Genomic DNA, 15,421 nt, shown 5'->3' with positions numbered 1-15,421 from the left:
AGCTTAGGAGTTGAAAGACATGTCTATATTAATTAAGAATATTGATTGCCTGGTTACCTGTGAAGGTAGTCATAGAAAAAAAGGCAAAGAAATGAATGATGCCAATATCATAGAAAATGGTTTTGTATTTATAGAAGACGATATAATATCTGCTGTAGGAAAAGATGAAGAATATAAATCTTATATAGATGAAGATACCATAATTATTAGTGGTAAAGGCAAAACAGTTACACCGGGACTTGTAGATCCCCATACTCATTTAGTTTATAGTGGAAGTCGTGAAAATGAATTGCCTCTAAAATTAAATAAGGTAGGGTATATTGAAATCCTAAATATGGGTGGAGGAATATTAAGTACTGTAGAAAACACTAGAAAAGCATCTCTAGATGAATTAGTAGCAGAAGCTAAAAGTAGACTTAATATAATGTTAAATCACGGTACAACTACTGTAGAGAGTAAATCAGGCTATGGTTTAGACTTAGAGACTGAGAAAAAAATATTAGAAGTAAATAAAAGATTAGATAAGACTCATCCAATAGATGTGGTATCTACTTTTATGGGAGCCCACGCTATTCCTAAGGAATATAAAGGTGATAGAGAAGGTTTTATAAAACTTATAATGGAAGAAATGATACCAGGTATAGCAAAAGAAAATTTAGCAGAATTTATAGATTGCTTCTGTGAAGAAGGGGTATTCACTACTGAGGAATGTAGAAAAATCCTTGAAAAGGGTAGAGAATATGGAATGAAACTCAAGCTTCATGGTGATGAAGTTGAATCTGTTAAGGGAGCAGAGCTTGCAGGAGAGTTGAAATGTATTTCAGCAGAGCATTTAATAGCAGCTTCTGATGAAGGAATAAAGGCTTTAAGTGAAAATGATGTGGTAGCAGTATTATTGCCTTCTACAGCTTTCTATTTAATGCTTGGTAAGTTTGCAAGAGCAAGAGATATGATTGATAATAACGTGGCCGTTGCACTTGCTACAGATTGTAACCCAGGAACATCTCCTACTGAATCCATGCAAAATGTTATGACCTTTGCATGTTTTGGGATGAGAATGCTTCCTAATGAGATAATCAATGCCATGACTATAAATGCAGCTTGTGCTATTAATAGAGAAAAATCTGTTGGTTCTATAGAAAAAGGTAAAAAGGCAGATATAGCTATATTTAATAGCAAAAACTTAAATTATCTAGTTTATCACTTTGGAATAAATTCTATAGACAAGGTAATAAAAAATGGTAAGATAGTTGTAGATAGAGAAAAAAATAAGTAATATAGGAGGAATATTTATGTTAGATACAAAAACTGTGAGAGAGTTTATTGGAGAATTAGGCTCAAATTCACCAGCTCCAGGTGGTGGAAGTGTAGCAGCTCTTTGTGCATCATTATCTAGTGCATTATCATCAATGGTTTTTAACTTAACTGTAGGCAAAAAAGCTTATGAAGCATTAAATGAGGAAGAGAAGGCATTAGTAAATAAATATTTAGAAGTATCAGGAAGAGAAAAGGATGAATTCCTAGACCTTATGAATGAAGATACAGAAGCTTTCAACGAACTTATGGCTGCATTTAAAATGCCTAAGGACACTGATGAAGAAAAAGCTGCTAGGAGTACTAAAATACAATTAGGGTATAAGGCGGCAACACAAGTACCATTAAAAGTAGCAAGAAGATCCTATGAAATTTATGAAGGAATCTTAGTATGTGTTAAATATGGTAATAAAAACGCTATTTCTGATGGTGGTGTAGCAGCATTATTAGCTCAAAGTGCTATAGAAGGAGCAATTTTAAATGTAAAAATAAATCTTTCTTCTATAAAAGATGAAGCTTATACAGAGGAAATTAGAAGTGAATTAAAAAGATTAAGTGAAGATGGTATGAAAAAGCAAAAAGAGATATTAGCTATTGTAAATCAACATATGTAGCTTAAGATAATTACAAACACAAGATTAAAGAGAATGTCTCAAGGAAGAATATCCATTGAGTACATTCTCTTTTTTAATAAGATTATTTTTATAAATATAGTTATAAATATGAAGAACTCACTAAATAATTTTAAAATTAATAAGATAAAGAGAAACAATACCTCTAATTTTTATTACGCTAAGTTGCTAAGTTTTAAATCAGGAATATTTGTGTAAATATGAGAATTATGCTTAAATGTAAAATAATTAAGGCGATGAATGTAAAAATATGTTGACAAGTAAATATTTTTGTATTAAATTTCTCAAATAAATTTTGGAAAAAACTGTAACGAATTAACAATATAGTGTATAATTAGTGTATGTTCTAAATGTAAAAATTTATGAATATAATATAGGTTGGAGGGAAGCATATGTTACTTAGGTTTGAACCATTAGATGACAAAATCGTAGTTACACTTCAAGGAGAACTTGATCATCATAGTGCAGAAGAAGTTAGAACTAGGATTGATGATATTTTAGATAAAGATGGATATAAGGCTTTAATTTTCAATTTTTCTGGTGTGAATTTTATGGATAGTTCAGGAATTGGGGCAGTAATAGGAAGATATAAGAAGATGTCCTTAAGGGGTGGCAAGGTGTGCTTAACAAATGTTACGCCTACGGTTAAGAGAATATTTGAGCTTTCAGGTATGTTTAAAATAATTTCAATGTATGAAAATGTTGAAGAAGCACTAAGGAACATTTAGTGGGAGGAATTAATGATATGGAAAATAAAATCAAAGTTGAATTTAGTAGTTTATCTAAAAATGAAAGCTTTGCAAGAGTTGTAATAGCAGCTTTTGCTGCGCAGTTAGATCCTACATTAGACGAGCTTAGTGATATAAAAACTGCAGTATCAGAAGCAGTTACCAATGCAATTATTCATGGCTATGGCAATGAAAGTGAAGGTAACTTTGTAAAATTAGAGGCTACAATTATTGAAAATGAGTTTACAGTAAAAGTAATAGATAATGGTGCAGGAATAGATAATGTAGACATGGCAATGCAACCTCTATATACATCTAGACCTGACTTAGAAAGATCAGGAATGGGCTTTACAGTTATGGAAACTTTTATGGATAGCCTAATAGTAGAATCTGTAAAGGGTGAGGGAACAACTGTAACAATGAAAAAAGCTTTCAACACTGTAAGATAGGTGAAAAATATGAGTGAGAAAATTCATAGAAATAATAACTATAATTATGACGATAATAAAGAACTAATAAAACGGGCTAAAGAAGGAGATAATGAAGCTTTAGAATATTTAACAGAAATGAATTTACCTTTAGTTTCTTCTATAAGCAAAAAGTTTTTAAATAGAGGCTATGAGTACGATGATATATTTCAAATAGGATGCATAGGCCTAGTGAAAGCTATAAATAACTTTGACGAGAACTTTAATGTAAAATTTTCTACATATGCTGTTCCAATGATTATAGGAGAAATAAAAAGATTTTTAAGAGATGATGGAATGATAAAGGTAAGTAGAAGCATTAAAAATACGGCTAGAAAGTTACATTATGATAAGGATGCATTAACTAAAGAACTTGGAAGAGAACCTACCATTGAAGAATTGTCAGATTATTCAAAGGTAGATAAAGAAGACATAATCACTGCACTAGAATCTGCTAGTAGCATGCAATACCTATATGACACTATTCATCAAGATGACGGAGCTCCAGTATTACTTATAGATAAGCTTAGTGAGGATTATGAAGAAGATAATGAGGTAATTGATAAGCTAGCGTTGAAGGAAGCCTTAAATAAATTGGATGTTAAATCAAGGCAAATTATAATACTTAGATATTTTAAAGATAAAACTCAAATTCAAGTAGCTAAGATGATGGGCATAAGTCAAGTACAAGTTTCTAGAATTGAAAAAAAAGTTCTAAAAATCATGAGAGATAGGCTATCGGGGTAAACAGAGTTCTTAGCTTCTTCGAAGGTTAGAAATCGTTATCCAGGGACGTAACAGCTCTTTACTACCACTTTGAAGAAGTGGGAGTATTAGAGCTGATAGTCATCGGGTAAACAGAGTTCTTAGCTTTTGTGATTTTAAGTTAAAAAAATCATAAGTTTTTAATTTGTAAATTTGAAAAAGATGCGTAAGCATCTTTTTTTGTTTAAATTTTAGTAAAATGCAGATACTATCATTAATACTTTTACAATTTTGATGTTAGGAGGATAATAATGAAAGTAAAAGAAACTAAAATAAAAGCTAAGTTTCAAAATGTATATGAAAGTTCCAAACCTAAACCTACTATATTTAAGAATTCTTTCAGAGCCTTTTGGACTGGTGGATTAATATGTGTAATTGGAGAGATTATATTTAAAACATTGATTTATTTAGGTCAAGATAAATTACAAGCTACTGCATGGGAAACAGTTATTATGATATTTCTAGGAGCCCTATTAACAGGGATAGGTATATATGACAGAATTGGAGATTATGCAGGGGCTGGATCTGTAGTCCCAATAACAGGCTTTGCAAACTCTATTGTATCACCAGCCATAGAATTTAAAAAAGAAGGATATGTGTTTGGAGTTGCATCAAAGATGTTTACTATAGCAGGACCAGTGCTTGTTTATAGCATTAGTGCCTCTGTTATACTTGGAATATTATATTATATTTTTAGGTGGTAATAATATGGGAAGAAAAGTAGGATTACAAACAGTAGAATTATTGACAAAACCAAGACTTATAGCTACATATACCGTTGTTGGTCCCAAAGAAGGGGAAGGTCCATTAAAGGATAATTTTGATGAGATTCTAGAGGATGATTTATGTGGTTGTAAGACCTTTGAATCGGCAGAAAGTAAAATGCAATTACATGTAGTTCAAGAAGTACTTAAAAAAGCACACCTTAAAGAACAAGATATCTCTTATGTTTTTGCCGGGGATTTAATAAATCAATTAATGCCCTCTTGTTTTATGGCAAGAGAAGTAGATATTCCATTTTTGGGTTTATATGGGGCATGTTCTACATTTATAGAAGCACTTTCACTAGCGTCAATATGTTTAGAAGCAGATATAGGTAATCATATGATGGCAGTATCTTCATCTCATTTCTCGTCATCAGAGCGTCAGTTTAGAGTGCCTCTAGAAATGGGAAGTCAGCGGGCTCCTTCATCTCAATGGACAGTTACAGGTGCAGCAGCAGTGGTATTAGCTAAAAAGGGAAATAATGTACCTCGTGTAACTCATATTACCCTTGGTAAGGTAAAGGATTATGGAATAACTGACCCTAATGAAATGGGAGCAGCCATGGCTCCAGCAGCAGTTGATACTATAAAACAACACTTTCAAGACACAGGTAGGAAGCCTAGTAATTACGACATCATTGTCAGTGGAGATTTAGGTTCTGTTGGTAAGCAAATAACTACTGAGTTATTAAAGGAATATGGCTATAATATAGGATCAAATTATATTGATTGTGGTGATGAAATATTTGATTGTAAGTCACAGAGTACCAACTGTGGAGGTAGTGGAGCAGGATGTTCTGCTACAGTTATGAGTAGTATGATTTATAAAGGGATGATACAGAAAAAATATAAAAAGGTATTACTAATTGCTACAGGAGCTCTTCTAAGCACCATATCTAACTATCAAGGTGAAACTATACCAGGTATAGCCCATGCCATTGCTCTAGAGTTTGGGGGTGAATAAATATGTGGGGAGATTTTCTAAGGGTTTTTGTAGTTGGTGGAATCATTTGTGTGATAGGTCAAGTTTTAATGGATACAACAAAATTAACTCCATCTAGAATATTAGTTATATTTGTGGTATCAGGGGTAGTTCTTCAAGGATTTGGCATATATGAAAAGATAGCTGAGTTTGGTTTATCGGGAGCTAGGATTCCTCTACCTGGATTTGGATATTCCTTAGCTAAAGGTGTTATGGAGGAAGTTGATAAAAATGGTTTATTAGGAATTGTCACAGGAGGTGTAAGTGCTACTTCAGCAGGTATAGCGGCAGCTGTAGTATTTGGATATATGATGTCAGTTCTATTTGACTCTAAAACTAAGTAGACATATAAAAAGTCTTCTCAAATTAACAAATTTGAGAAGACTTTAATTTTATAATAAAATAATTAACCTCTTATACCATTACTAAATATTTTAGGGATCATAGCATAGATATTTAACAGATGATTGAAAGCTTCGGGCTTAATTTCACTATTTCCAGTATTACCATCATTACCTTCATCTCCAGTATCACCACCAGGATCAGATGGTTCTACAGGAGGTGTAGTTGTATCACCTGGATTTGTATCTTCACCAGGATTTGTATTTTCACCTGGTTTATTAGGATTAGGTATTTTATCTTTATCCTTGTCTTTATCTTTATCTTTTTCTTCATCTTTATATTCTGTAGGATCTTTATCTACTGGAGCTAGATATTTATTATCAAGCATGTTACCAGAATACAATCTAGTATCACGAGTTATAAATACTACTTTTTGTATTTTATCTTTAGGTGTTTTATCAGAAGGTAAGTAGTATTTACCATCAGCAGCCTTTACAACGTCAAGTTCCACATGGATATTATCCAGAGTAGTTGGTTGAGTACCATTTATAAAGATTTCAGAGTAAATTCTATTTCCCCTAGGATCCTTCTTAGTAAGCGCCGTTGGAAGGGTTCCAGAATCTTTAGAAATATAAGCACTAGTTAATCCACCAGGAGCTTGAAGAGATTTATTTTCAAGTCCCTCATGAGCTGCTGCCATAATCTTACCCCAAAGACCAGCTGGAACGCTACTACTAGTAAAAGGTAATTCCTTACTATTATCATAGCCCATCCATACAGCAGCTGAGTAGTAAGGTGTTAATCCACTGAAATAAAGGTTTTTGGTAGATTCAGAGGTACCAGTTTTACCTCTAACTTCCATATTCCCAAATCTTGCTTGTGGACCTGTGTTGTTCACAGAACCTTCAAGCATATCATAAACAATATAAGCTGTTTGTGGAGAAATCACTTGCTTAGATTCAAGTTTTGGCTCAAGTAGAACTTTACCATTCTTATCAGTAACCTTAGTATATATTCTTGAAGTAGTCATATTTCCTTGATTTCCAAAGGTACCAAAGGCTTGAGCCATTTCATAAGGTGTAGTTCCATCTATTTCACCTAGAGATAAAGCAGAAATACTAGTTCTATCTCTATCAGTTATACTTAACCCAAATTTTTCTCCATAGGATGCAGAGGTATCTAGACCTATTCTGTCAACTACAGATACAGCCACAGTATTTTTAGAAAGAGCAAGAGCATCACGGATAGTAATATATCCATCAAATTGGTAATTCCAGTTTTTTGGAACGTAAGGACCGCCTTTATCTGGATATTTAGAACCAATAGAAGTTGGTAATGGACCATCTACAAACACCGACCCTGCAGTTAAAGTTTTACCTTCAATAGCTGGAGCATATACAGTAAGTGGCTTTATACTAGAACCTGGTGAACGTAGGAAGGTTTGACCATCCTTTCCAACAGAGATAGCTCTATTATAAGACATAGCTGGTTGATCACCAATACCACCAATTATAACTTTAACTTCACCTTTAAGATAATCTGTTATTATAGCTGAGGTTTGAACTCCATCTGCCTTAGAGCCTTGAGTATCTTTAAGATAATTGTTCATAATTTTTTGTACTGAATCCTGAAGTTTTCTATCCATGGTTGTATATATTCTTAAACCACCAAAGGTGATTTTTTCATAGGCTTCAGCTTCAGTATATCCATAAGTTTTCATTAAATCCTTAGCAACTTGTTTTATTACAGGTCTCGAAAACCATTCATAAACCATTTTGTCACCCTCTAAAGTTGAGAAATTTAGCATAAGAGGTTCTGCTAAAGCAGTATCGTATTCTTCTTGAGTTATTTTTCCAAGCTCTAGCATTTTAGCAAGAACTAATTTAGTTCTTGGTGAGTCAAAGGCTTCTTCTTTTTCAAAGGCCTCATAGGCATTCATGTAAGATATAGTTGGATTCTGAGCAGCACTTGCTAAAAATGCACATTGCTTAAGGGTTAAATCATCTGATACAGATTTTCCAAAATACATGGTTGAAGCAGCTTCAATTCCGTGAGCATTACCACCTAAAAAGATAGTATTCATGTATTCGTTAAGAATTTGTTCCTTAGATAGAAGCTTTTCTAACTTACGTGCCAAATAAATCTCTTGAACTTTTCTTTCTATATTAGCCCTATTATTTATAGAATCTTCAAGGAAAAACTTATATTTAACCAACTGTTGAGTAATAGTTGATGCACCTTGAATTTCGTCATTTGATAAACCAAGAATTATTTTAGCATCTTGGATTACAGCTCCTCCAAGTCTTCTAATGTCAACACCTTTATGTTCTAAAAATCTTTGATCTTCAATACTTACAAAGGCATCCTGTAGATATTTAGGTACTGTAGATATATCTACAGATATTCTCTTTTCAGGAGTCTTATACTCATCCATTTCTTTTCCTTTATTGTCATATAGAAGTGTAGTTTCTCCATTAGATAAAAATATATCAAGATCAAGCTCTGGAGCTGTTTTAATCATGCCAGATATAATACCAAAACCAGCAGCAGCACAAGTTATGATTAAAAGTAGTAAAACTATATATATTACTTTAAAGACTTTACGACTTTTCTTCTTGGGCTTTTTTTGCTTAGGTTTAATTTTTTTATTTTCTCCCATATTCTCCTCCTTTTATGATGAACATATCTTCGATACTATATTATAACTTATATGCTAATATAAATACAATATAGTATTCTTCAATGAAGTTCTTATACATATACATATATTAGATATTAATAATTTTATGTAACATATTATACATTTATTAACATTATACCACATTTATGAAGGAGTAATACTATGAAATCATCATTAAAGTTAAAATTTACCATAATAATTTTTTTAATTATGACCTTTTTAATAACTTTTATATATACTTTAGATAAAATTATAATGCCAACGGTTAAATTAGTGGCAGATGCACAGATGAGAGCAGAGGTCACTAATACAGTAAATAAAACAATTTTCCAGGAATACTCTAAGAATTTTAATTATAATGATATAATAAAATTTGATAAGGATAATGATGGAAACATCATAATGATGTCAGCAGATACTTTAAAACTAAGCGAAATTGCTACATTAACTGTATTAAAGGCGCAAGAAGAATTAGAGGAAAAATCTAAAGTAGACATAAAGATACCCATGGGATATGTGACTAAAAATAATATTTTAGCTAGACTTGGTCCAGATGTAAAAATAAGAATGCGGCCTATAGGGCATATTACTACTAGATATATATCCGAGTTTGAAGATGCAGGAATAAATCAAACTAGGCATAAAATTTATATAGAAACCACCACTAGAGTAAAGATGATTATGGCAGTATCTTCTAGTGAATTAGAAATAGTTAATGAGATACCTATAGTTGAAACCATTATAGTTGGAAGGGTACCAAGTACTGCAATCCAAATGGATCTTAACGGTAATTAGAAAGTGTGATGTTAATCACTGAATAAATTCTTTTTATAGTGTACTATTTATGTAAATAAATATAGATATATGAAAAGATATGATTAATTTAAAAAGTAGGAATTTCCTATAGAATAAAGAATTAATGAACAGGAGATGAGTAGTATGGATCAATGTATAAAATTTTATAATGCCTTAGCTAAATATTATGATGATATTTTTCCAGCACCATTAGGTAAAAAGAAGTTTGCTTTAAAGAATATAGAAAAGGGTGGATTTGTTTTAGATATTGGATGTAGTACTGGAGAAACTACAGAATATATTTCTTCACAAGGATATAGGGCTTTAGGCATAGACTTAGACCAAGAAATGATAAGAATAGCTAAGGACAGGTATAAGGAAAGTGATACTTTGAAGTTTGAAGTTATGGATATGAAAACTATAGCTAAGTCCTTTGGAGAAGAGTTTAATGGTATTGTATGTATAGGGAATGTACTTCCTCACCTAGGCGGAAAAAGTCAAATAAAAGAATTTTTAAAAGGATGCTATGAAGTATTAAAAAAGGATTCACCATTATGTATTCAAACTATTAATTTTGATAAGGTGAAGAGGGAACATATTAAAGAATTGCCTCTTATTGATGGTCCTAAAGTTAAATTTGAAAGGTTTTATAGTATTAAACCAGATAGTGATATTGTAAAATTTACAGGAAGAATAACTGATAAAGAAAATAATGAGATTTTAGAAAATACAGTAGATCTATTTATGTTAGAAAATCAAGAGTTATTTGAAATGTTAAAGGAAGTTGGATTTGAAAAATCCTGGAGCTACGATGATTTTAATAGAAGTACCTATACAGGAAATGCTCTTCCTTTAATTGTAGAGGCTATTAAGTAGAAAATTATATTAATGTAAAAATATAAATTTAATAAATTAAAAACATACTAGAAGTTAATAGGTTAATATTAGCTTTTAGTATGTTTTCATGTTTATTCTTCTACTAATTTATATTAGTTATTTAAAACATTTGTAAAATTATTATTTAGATTCCCAGTTAAATATGTAAGGAATATTTCTATATAAGTCACCATAATTTAAGCCATATCCAACTACAAATAAATCAGGAATCTCAAAACAACAATAGTCTGGAGATATTTCTACGGTTCTTCTTTCTGGTTTATCTAAAAGAGTACAGCATTTTACACTTTTAGCACCCAATTTTTTAACGTGTTCAACCACAAAGTTCATAGTAATACCACTATCTACAATGTCATCTACTACAAGTACATCCATACCTTCAATATTATCAGGTACATCTTGAACTATTTTACAAGTACCACTAGTTTCTTCACCATGACCATAGCTTGATGTAGTCATAAAACCTATAGTTGTAGGTACAGTAATTTCTCTAACTAAGTCAGCAGCAAATATGAAGCTTCCTCTAAGTAGAGATAATACGTAAACAGATTTTCCCTCATAGTCCTTAGAAATTTTTGCTCCAATTTTAACTACAGCCTCATTGATTTCTTCTCTAGAAAAGAGAACATTTCTTTGTTTATCTTCCATGTAATCACACCTCAATTTATATTTACATTAATGTTTTCATAGTATAAAATTAAGGTGAAATTGTCAATAGTATAAAATGTATAAGAATGCAGTGTTTGTTTAATGTAGAAAAATTATTAATAAAAAAATAAAGTTTGGAGATGATTATATGATAAATGGAAATACTGATGGAGTTAAAAACTTCATCTTGAAAAAGTTAGAAACTATATATGATATGAGATTTCAAAAATCAGACATATTAACTGAAGAGTTAGCAGAACTTTTAAGAGAGGTTACCCTTGAAATTGAAAGAGAGGTTAGCGTTGCTATAGATAGAAAGGGTAGTGTTGTTAGTGTTGCCATCGGAGATAGCTCAACAGTTGAAGTTCCTATGATTGACACTAGAGAGGGAAGATTATCTCAAGTGAGAGTAATCCATACCCATCCCAATGGAAATCCTAAACTATCCGCATTAGATTTATCTGCACTTCTAAAATTAAAACTAGATTGTATAGTTGCCATTGGTGTATCAGAGGATAAACCTCTAATTTATAATATGGGTTTCTGTGATGTGAAGGATAACATGCTAATAGAAGAAGAAGTTGAAAATTTAACCATCGATAAAGTTTTAAGCTACAAGTTTTTAGATAAGGTTAGATATATTGAAGATGTTTTTAAAGTAGATAACATAGTGGAAGATAATTCAGAAAGAGCAATATTAGTATCTATAGAAGATGAGGAAAGCCTAGCTGAGTTGAAGGAACTTACTAAAGCCTGTGATGTAGAGCCAGTTTTTGAAATACTTCAAAAACGTAATAAGATTGATTCAGCCTATTTTATAGGTAGTGGTAAGGTTGAAGAAATAGCATATTTAAGACAATCACTAAGAGCAAATGTAGTAATATTTGATGAGGAATTATCAGGATCTCAAGTAAGAAATCTAGAGCAAGCCATAGGAACAAAGGTAATTGATAGAACTACTCTTATTTTAGAGATATTTGCAAGGAGAGCCAGAAGTAAGGAATCTAAAATTCAGGTAGAGTTATCCCAGTTAAAATACAGATTAAGCAGGCTTAGTGGATTAGGAACTATGCTTTCAAGAACAGGAGGAGGTATAGGAACAAAGGGACCAGGAGAGAAAAAGCTAGAGACAGATAAAAGAAAGATTAGAGATACTATCTATGATTTAAATAAAGAATTAGAAAAGATAAAAAGTATAAGAGCAACTCAAAGAGAAAGAAGAAGTAAGGATAATATTTCTAAGATATCATTAGTGGGATATACTAATGCAGGAAAATCTACCCTTAGAAATGCTCTTTGCGAATACTCACCAGTTAAGTCAGCTACAGTAAAAGAAAAAGTTTTTGAGGCTGATATGTTATTTGCAACCTTGGATATTACAACCAGGGCTATGGCTCTTCCAGACAATAGAGTTGCAACAGTAACAGACACTGTAGGCTTTATAAGAAAATTACCTCACGATTTAGTAGAAGCTTTTAAATCAACTTTAGAGGAGGTAGTTTATTCAGACTTATTACTTCACGTAGTAGATGCATCTAGTAATGCAGCAGAAAAGCAAATAACAGTGGTAGAGGAAGTACTTAAGGAATTAGGTGCAGGAGATAAGCCAACTTTATTGGTGCTCAACAAAATTGATAATTCTAATGATGATATTTTAAATTCTTTAAAGGAAACATTTAATAACTATTCTATTTTAGAAGTATCAGCTAAACATAAAATCAATTTTGAAGAGTTGCTAAATAGATGTACAGAAATACTTCCTTATAAATTAAAAACCTTTAAAGTATTGATACCATATAGTGATTCTTCATCAGTTGCATATCTACATAGAAATGCTTTGGTAGAAAGTGAAGAGTATGGTGAAGAAGGTACTATTCTTGTAGTTCAAGGTGATGATGAGGTCTACAACAAAAGTTCAAAATATATTATATAATAGTAACTAAAGTATCGTTATATTGTTAGGATAGAAATTAGAGCATTATTCCAAGGGGAGAGTAGGGAGAAAATTTGAGTACAGGATTAGTTAAATATGATTGGAATTTCATTGAAAATTATAGTGATGAAGAAATCAGCTATTTTCTAAGCTTAGAAGGAAAATCTATAGAAGCCATATGTAAAATTAGAAATTTAGATAGAGCTACAATTCAAAAACATCTTATAAATTGCAAAATAAAATACAGGTTTTTAGCTAAAAGTGAATCATCATCAGATCTTTTTAAATCTCTAATCTTAGCAGCTAAGGAAGAGAGAATTTTGGTTTTAAATAGTTTAGATAGAGTTAATAAAGAAAAGCTAATTCACTTTTTAGTTAAAAACTATATGGAGCTAGGACTTAAGGACAAAGAAGCTGCCATATGGATAATGGGTGAACTTAGAAGTAATGTCACAGTAGATATACTTATAAAGGCAACAGTTAATAATCATGTAAATATTAGAAGAATGGCAATTTCAGCTCTTGGAAAAATAGGTGATTCAAGAGCTGAGAGAGCTCTTATTAGAGCTTTGGAGGATAAAAATCCTCAAGTAATAAGTTATGCAGTTAAGTCCTTACAGAAGATAAGCTGTGGAGAAGCCGATGATAAAATCCGAGCTTTATTTAATAGTACTAATAAAGAGTATATTAAAAAGGCTTGTGAGAGTTATATTAATCTAAGAGACAACAAAGAAATGAATTTTAAAAATTTGAGTGACGGAGATAAAAATAATGATTAATATTTTATTATCTATATTATGCAGTTCTTTAATAGCTATTGTATTTAAGTTTAGTGAAGGCAGAGAAAGCAATAGATATATGGTAACTAGCATAAATTATCTATCAGGAATGATGGCAAGTATAATAATGATGGGAAGTTTAAATATTTTCCACATAAATTGGTTTTCTATGTTTATGCAGGAATTTAATCAGGTACTTATAAGTGGACAACTCTTCTCTAAAGAAGGAACAGGAGCTTTAGCAATAATTCTAGGTATAATTACAGGTGTTTTGTATTTTTTAAGTTTTATTCTATATCAAAAATCTGTAGGAAAGAATGGAGTATCTGTATCTGCAACTTTTATGAAGCTGGGAGTATTAATACCTACAATTTTATCTGTTATACTATTAGGAGATACCATAGAATTATTACCTATATTAGGAATAATATTGTCTATCATAGCTATAATAGTTATAAATCTTAATAACAAAGAAGAACAAAAGGTTAAAGATACTATGAAAGTAGATTTAATACTTCTTTTTATACTAGCTGGTGGAGGAGATTTTGTAACAAAGTTATTCCAAAACTTTGGTATGGTACAATATAAAAATTTATATTTATTTTATACTTTCCTAACAGGATTTACTATAAGTTTAATTATGTTAATTATTAAAAATAGAAAAGTAAAGTTAATAGATATGTGTTTTGGTGTCATGGTAGGTATTCCTAATGTATTAATGCCAAGCTTTTTAATAAAGGGCTTAGAAGAAGTAAGAGCAGTTATAGCCTTTCCTATGGTAAGTGCAGGAACTATTTTAATCACAAACTTTTGTGGAGTTATATTCTTTAAAGAAAAATTAGGGAAGAAGGAGATTACTGCTATAGTACTTACCATAATAGCCATAATACTTATGAGCTAATAGTCTTGGATAAATCTTCATTATGGTTTAGAGTACAGTAATCTATTTTAAATATTATAGAGGGGGTCTAAATATGAGTTATTTTACAGTGAAAGGGAGTGCTACTTCAGAATTTCAAGAAAAGAAATCTACATTTATAGGATACATAAAGAGAGTAAATACTGAAGAAGAAGCAAAGAACTTTGTAAATGAAATAAAGAGTATGCATAAAGAAGCAACCCACAATGTTTATGCTTATATAGTGGGAGAAAATAAAGGCATACAAAGATACAGTGATGACGGTGAACCCCAAGGAACAGCAGGTATTCCAGTTTTAGAAGTTATAAAGAAAAATGATTTAACCGATGTAGCGGTGGTAGTTACTCGTTACTTTGGTGGTATTCTTTTAGGGGGAGGCGGACTAATCAGAGCTTACTCTAAAGGAGCCTCTTCAGCCATTGAAGAAGCAGGTGTTGTAGAAAAAGTAAAGGGCTTAAAATTAAGATTTACTTTAGAATATGACTTAATAGGTAAAATACAATACCTATGTGGTACAAATAATTGGCATATTGAAGATACCATATATACAGATAAAGTGGAGTTATCACTGTTCACAGAGGTAGAAAATAAGGAAACAATAATTGCAGATTTTGTAGAGGCTACTAGTGGAAAAGTAACTATATGTGAAGAGGATGAAGAGTATTTATTTAAAGAAGGATACAGATATTATAGAGCTATTGAAGGATAGCTCTTGAAATTTGAAATTATTAGACATATTATGTTATAATAGGTACATTGATTTTAAAGTTAATAAT

Annotated in this window: 16 protein-coding genes; 14 read left to right on the top strand and 2 right to left on the bottom strand. The window is 31.2% G+C overall.

Translation table 11 applies throughout. The annotated features are described in order from the left end of the window. Positions 1–19: 19 nt before the first annotated feature. From hutI to spoVAE, 8 genes are all read left to right on the top strand, one after another. Complete coding sequence (gene hutI, locus B3J31_RS00835) at positions 20–1,276, top strand: imidazolonepropionase (protein ID WP_150844478.1); 1,257 nt, start codon at positions 20–22, stop codon at positions 1,274–1,276. A gap of 16 nt (positions 1,277–1,292) precedes the next feature. Then, positions 1,293–1,928, top strand: coding sequence for a cyclodeaminase/cyclohydrolase family protein (locus B3J31_RS00830; RefSeq protein ID WP_150844477.1), 636 nt, complete (start codon positions 1,293–1,295; stop codon positions 1,926–1,928). A 410-nt stretch (positions 1,929–2,338) separates the two neighbouring features. Continuing rightward, on the top strand, positions 2,339–2,674 hold the full coding sequence (gene spoIIAA / locus B3J31_RS00825) for an anti-sigma F factor antagonist (protein ID WP_035134409.1): 336 nt from the start codon (positions 2,339–2,341) through the stop codon (positions 2,672–2,674). Positions 2,675–2,691: 17 nt separating this feature from the next. After that, positions 2,692–3,123 (top strand): anti-sigma F factor, encoded by a 432-nt coding sequence (gene spoIIAB / locus B3J31_RS00820; RefSeq protein WP_035134411.1) that lies wholly within the window; start codon positions 2,692–2,694, stop codon positions 3,121–3,123. 9 nt (positions 3,124–3,132) lie between these two features. Further along, entirely contained in the window at positions 3,133–3,888 is a 756-nt protein-coding gene (gene sigF / locus B3J31_RS00815; RefSeq protein ID WP_035134413.1) for an RNA polymerase sporulation sigma factor SigF, read from the top strand. A 269-nt stretch (positions 3,889–4,157) separates the two neighbouring features. Then, complete coding sequence (gene spoVAC / locus B3J31_RS00810) at positions 4,158–4,610, top strand: stage V sporulation protein AC (protein WP_035134416.1); 453 nt, start codon at positions 4,158–4,160, stop codon at positions 4,608–4,610. Between the two features lie 4 nt (positions 4,611–4,614). Beyond that, the gene (gene spoVAD, locus B3J31_RS00805) at positions 4,615–5,634 is read left to right on the top strand and encodes a stage V sporulation protein AD (protein ID WP_346866714.1); all 1,020 of its coding nucleotides are present in this window, start codon (positions 4,615–4,617) and stop codon (positions 5,632–5,634) included. 2 nt (positions 5,635–5,636) lie between these two features. Continuing rightward, entirely contained in the window at positions 5,637–5,996 is a 360-nt protein-coding gene (spoVAE, locus tag B3J31_RS00800) for a stage V sporulation protein AE (RefSeq protein ID WP_150844475.1), read from the top strand. Positions 5,997–6,058: 62 nt separating this feature from the next. Here the strand turns inward: spoVAE and B3J31_RS00795 are convergent, their stop codons facing one another. Next, positions 6,059–8,653 (bottom strand): transglycosylase domain-containing protein, encoded by a 2,595-nt coding sequence (locus tag B3J31_RS00795; RefSeq protein WP_346866713.1) that lies wholly within the window; start codon positions 8,651–8,653, stop codon positions 6,059–6,061. Between the two features lie 183 nt (positions 8,654–8,836). On the opposite strand from B3J31_RS00795, the gene yunB reads away from it, so the two are divergent. Then, positions 8,837–9,469 carry a sporulation protein YunB gene (gene yunB, locus B3J31_RS00790; protein WP_346866712.1) on the top strand — a complete coding sequence of 211 codons (633 nt, stop codon included), beginning with the start codon at positions 8,837–8,839 and terminating at the stop codon, positions 9,467–9,469. A gap of 144 nt (positions 9,470–9,613) precedes the next feature. Then, positions 9,614–10,345 carry a class I SAM-dependent methyltransferase gene (locus B3J31_RS00785; protein ID WP_346866711.1) on the top strand — a complete coding sequence of 244 codons (732 nt, stop codon included), beginning with the start codon at positions 9,614–9,616 and terminating at the stop codon, positions 10,343–10,345. A gap of 141 nt (positions 10,346–10,486) precedes the next feature. Here the strand turns inward: B3J31_RS00785 and hpt are convergent, their stop codons facing one another. Continuing rightward, on the bottom strand, positions 10,487–11,014 hold the full coding sequence (gene hpt, locus B3J31_RS00780; RefSeq protein ID WP_035134426.1) for a hypoxanthine phosphoribosyltransferase: 528 nt from the start codon (positions 11,012–11,014) through the stop codon (positions 10,487–10,489). 148 nt (positions 11,015–11,162) lie between these two features. Here hpt and hflX point away from each other — a divergent pair, with 148 nt between their 5' ends. From hflX to B3J31_RS00760, 4 genes are all read left to right on the top strand, one after another. Then, positions 11,163–12,947 (top strand): GTPase HflX, encoded by a 1,785-nt coding sequence (hflX, locus tag B3J31_RS00775; protein WP_346866710.1) that lies wholly within the window; start codon positions 11,163–11,165, stop codon positions 12,945–12,947. A 74-nt stretch (positions 12,948–13,021) separates the two neighbouring features. Further along, positions 13,022–13,726 carry a HEAT repeat domain-containing protein gene (locus B3J31_RS00770; protein WP_150844469.1) on the top strand — a complete coding sequence of 235 codons (705 nt, stop codon included), beginning with the start codon at positions 13,022–13,024 and terminating at the stop codon, positions 13,724–13,726. Further along, on the top strand, positions 13,719–14,627 hold the full coding sequence (locus tag B3J31_RS00765) for an EamA family transporter (protein WP_346866709.1): 909 nt from the start codon (positions 13,719–13,721) through the stop codon (positions 14,625–14,627). Before B3J31_RS00770 ends, B3J31_RS00765 begins: the two co-directional genes overlap by 8 nt. 73 nt (positions 14,628–14,700) lie before the next feature. Further along, positions 14,701–15,354: a YigZ family protein gene (locus B3J31_RS00760; RefSeq protein ID WP_346848638.1), complete on the top strand. Its 654-nt coding sequence runs from the start codon at positions 14,701–14,703 to the stop codon at positions 15,352–15,354. The last annotated feature ends 67 nt before the right edge of the window (positions 15,355–15,421 follow it).

The organism is Clostridium sp. UBA5988, assembly GCF_002435615.1.
Taxonomy (GTDB): Bacteria; Bacillota; Clostridia; order Clostridiales; family Clostridiaceae; genus Clostridium_J; species Clostridium_J sulfidigenes.
This window is presented reverse-complemented; position numbering and strand designations above follow the sequence as displayed.

Coding starts and splice junctions, on each gene's coding strand:
- hutI (WP_150844478.1), top strand. CDS start 20: ATGTCTATATTAATTAAGAATATTGATTGCCTGGTTACCTGTGAAGGT.
- B3J31_RS00830 (WP_150844477.1), top strand. CDS start 1,293: ATGTTAGATACAAAAACTGTGAGAGAGTTTATTGGAGAATTAGGCTCA.
- spoIIAA (WP_035134409.1), top strand. CDS start 2,339: ATGTTACTTAGGTTTGAACCATTAGATGACAAAATCGTAGTTACACTT.
- spoIIAB (WP_035134411.1), top strand. CDS start 2,692: ATGGAAAATAAAATCAAAGTTGAATTTAGTAGTTTATCTAAAAATGAA.
- sigF (WP_035134413.1), top strand. CDS start 3,133: ATGAGTGAGAAAATTCATAGAAATAATAACTATAATTATGACGATAAT.
- spoVAC (WP_035134416.1), top strand. CDS start 4,158: ATGAAAGTAAAAGAAACTAAAATAAAAGCTAAGTTTCAAAATGTATAT.
- spoVAD (WP_346866714.1), top strand. CDS start 4,615: ATGGGAAGAAAAGTAGGATTACAAACAGTAGAATTATTGACAAAACCA.
- spoVAE (WP_150844475.1), top strand. CDS start 5,637: ATGTGGGGAGATTTTCTAAGGGTTTTTGTAGTTGGTGGAATCATTTGT.
- B3J31_RS00795 (WP_346866713.1), bottom strand. CDS start 8,653: ATGGGAGAAAATAAAAAAATTAAACCTAAGCAAAAAAAGCCCAAGAAG.
- yunB (WP_346866712.1), top strand. CDS start 8,837: ATGAAATCATCATTAAAGTTAAAATTTACCATAATAATTTTTTTAATT.
- B3J31_RS00785 (WP_346866711.1), top strand. CDS start 9,614: ATGGATCAATGTATAAAATTTTATAATGCCTTAGCTAAATATTATGAT.
- hpt (WP_035134426.1), bottom strand. CDS start 11,014: ATGGAAGATAAACAAAGAAATGTTCTCTTTTCTAGAGAAGAAATCAAT.
- hflX (WP_346866710.1), top strand. CDS start 11,163: ATGATAAATGGAAATACTGATGGAGTTAAAAACTTCATCTTGAAAAAG.
- B3J31_RS00765 (WP_346866709.1), top strand. CDS start 13,719: ATGATTAATATTTTATTATCTATATTATGCAGTTCTTTAATAGCTATT.
- B3J31_RS00760 (WP_346848638.1), top strand. CDS start 14,701: ATGAGTTATTTTACAGTGAAAGGGAGTGCTACTTCAGAATTTCAAGAA.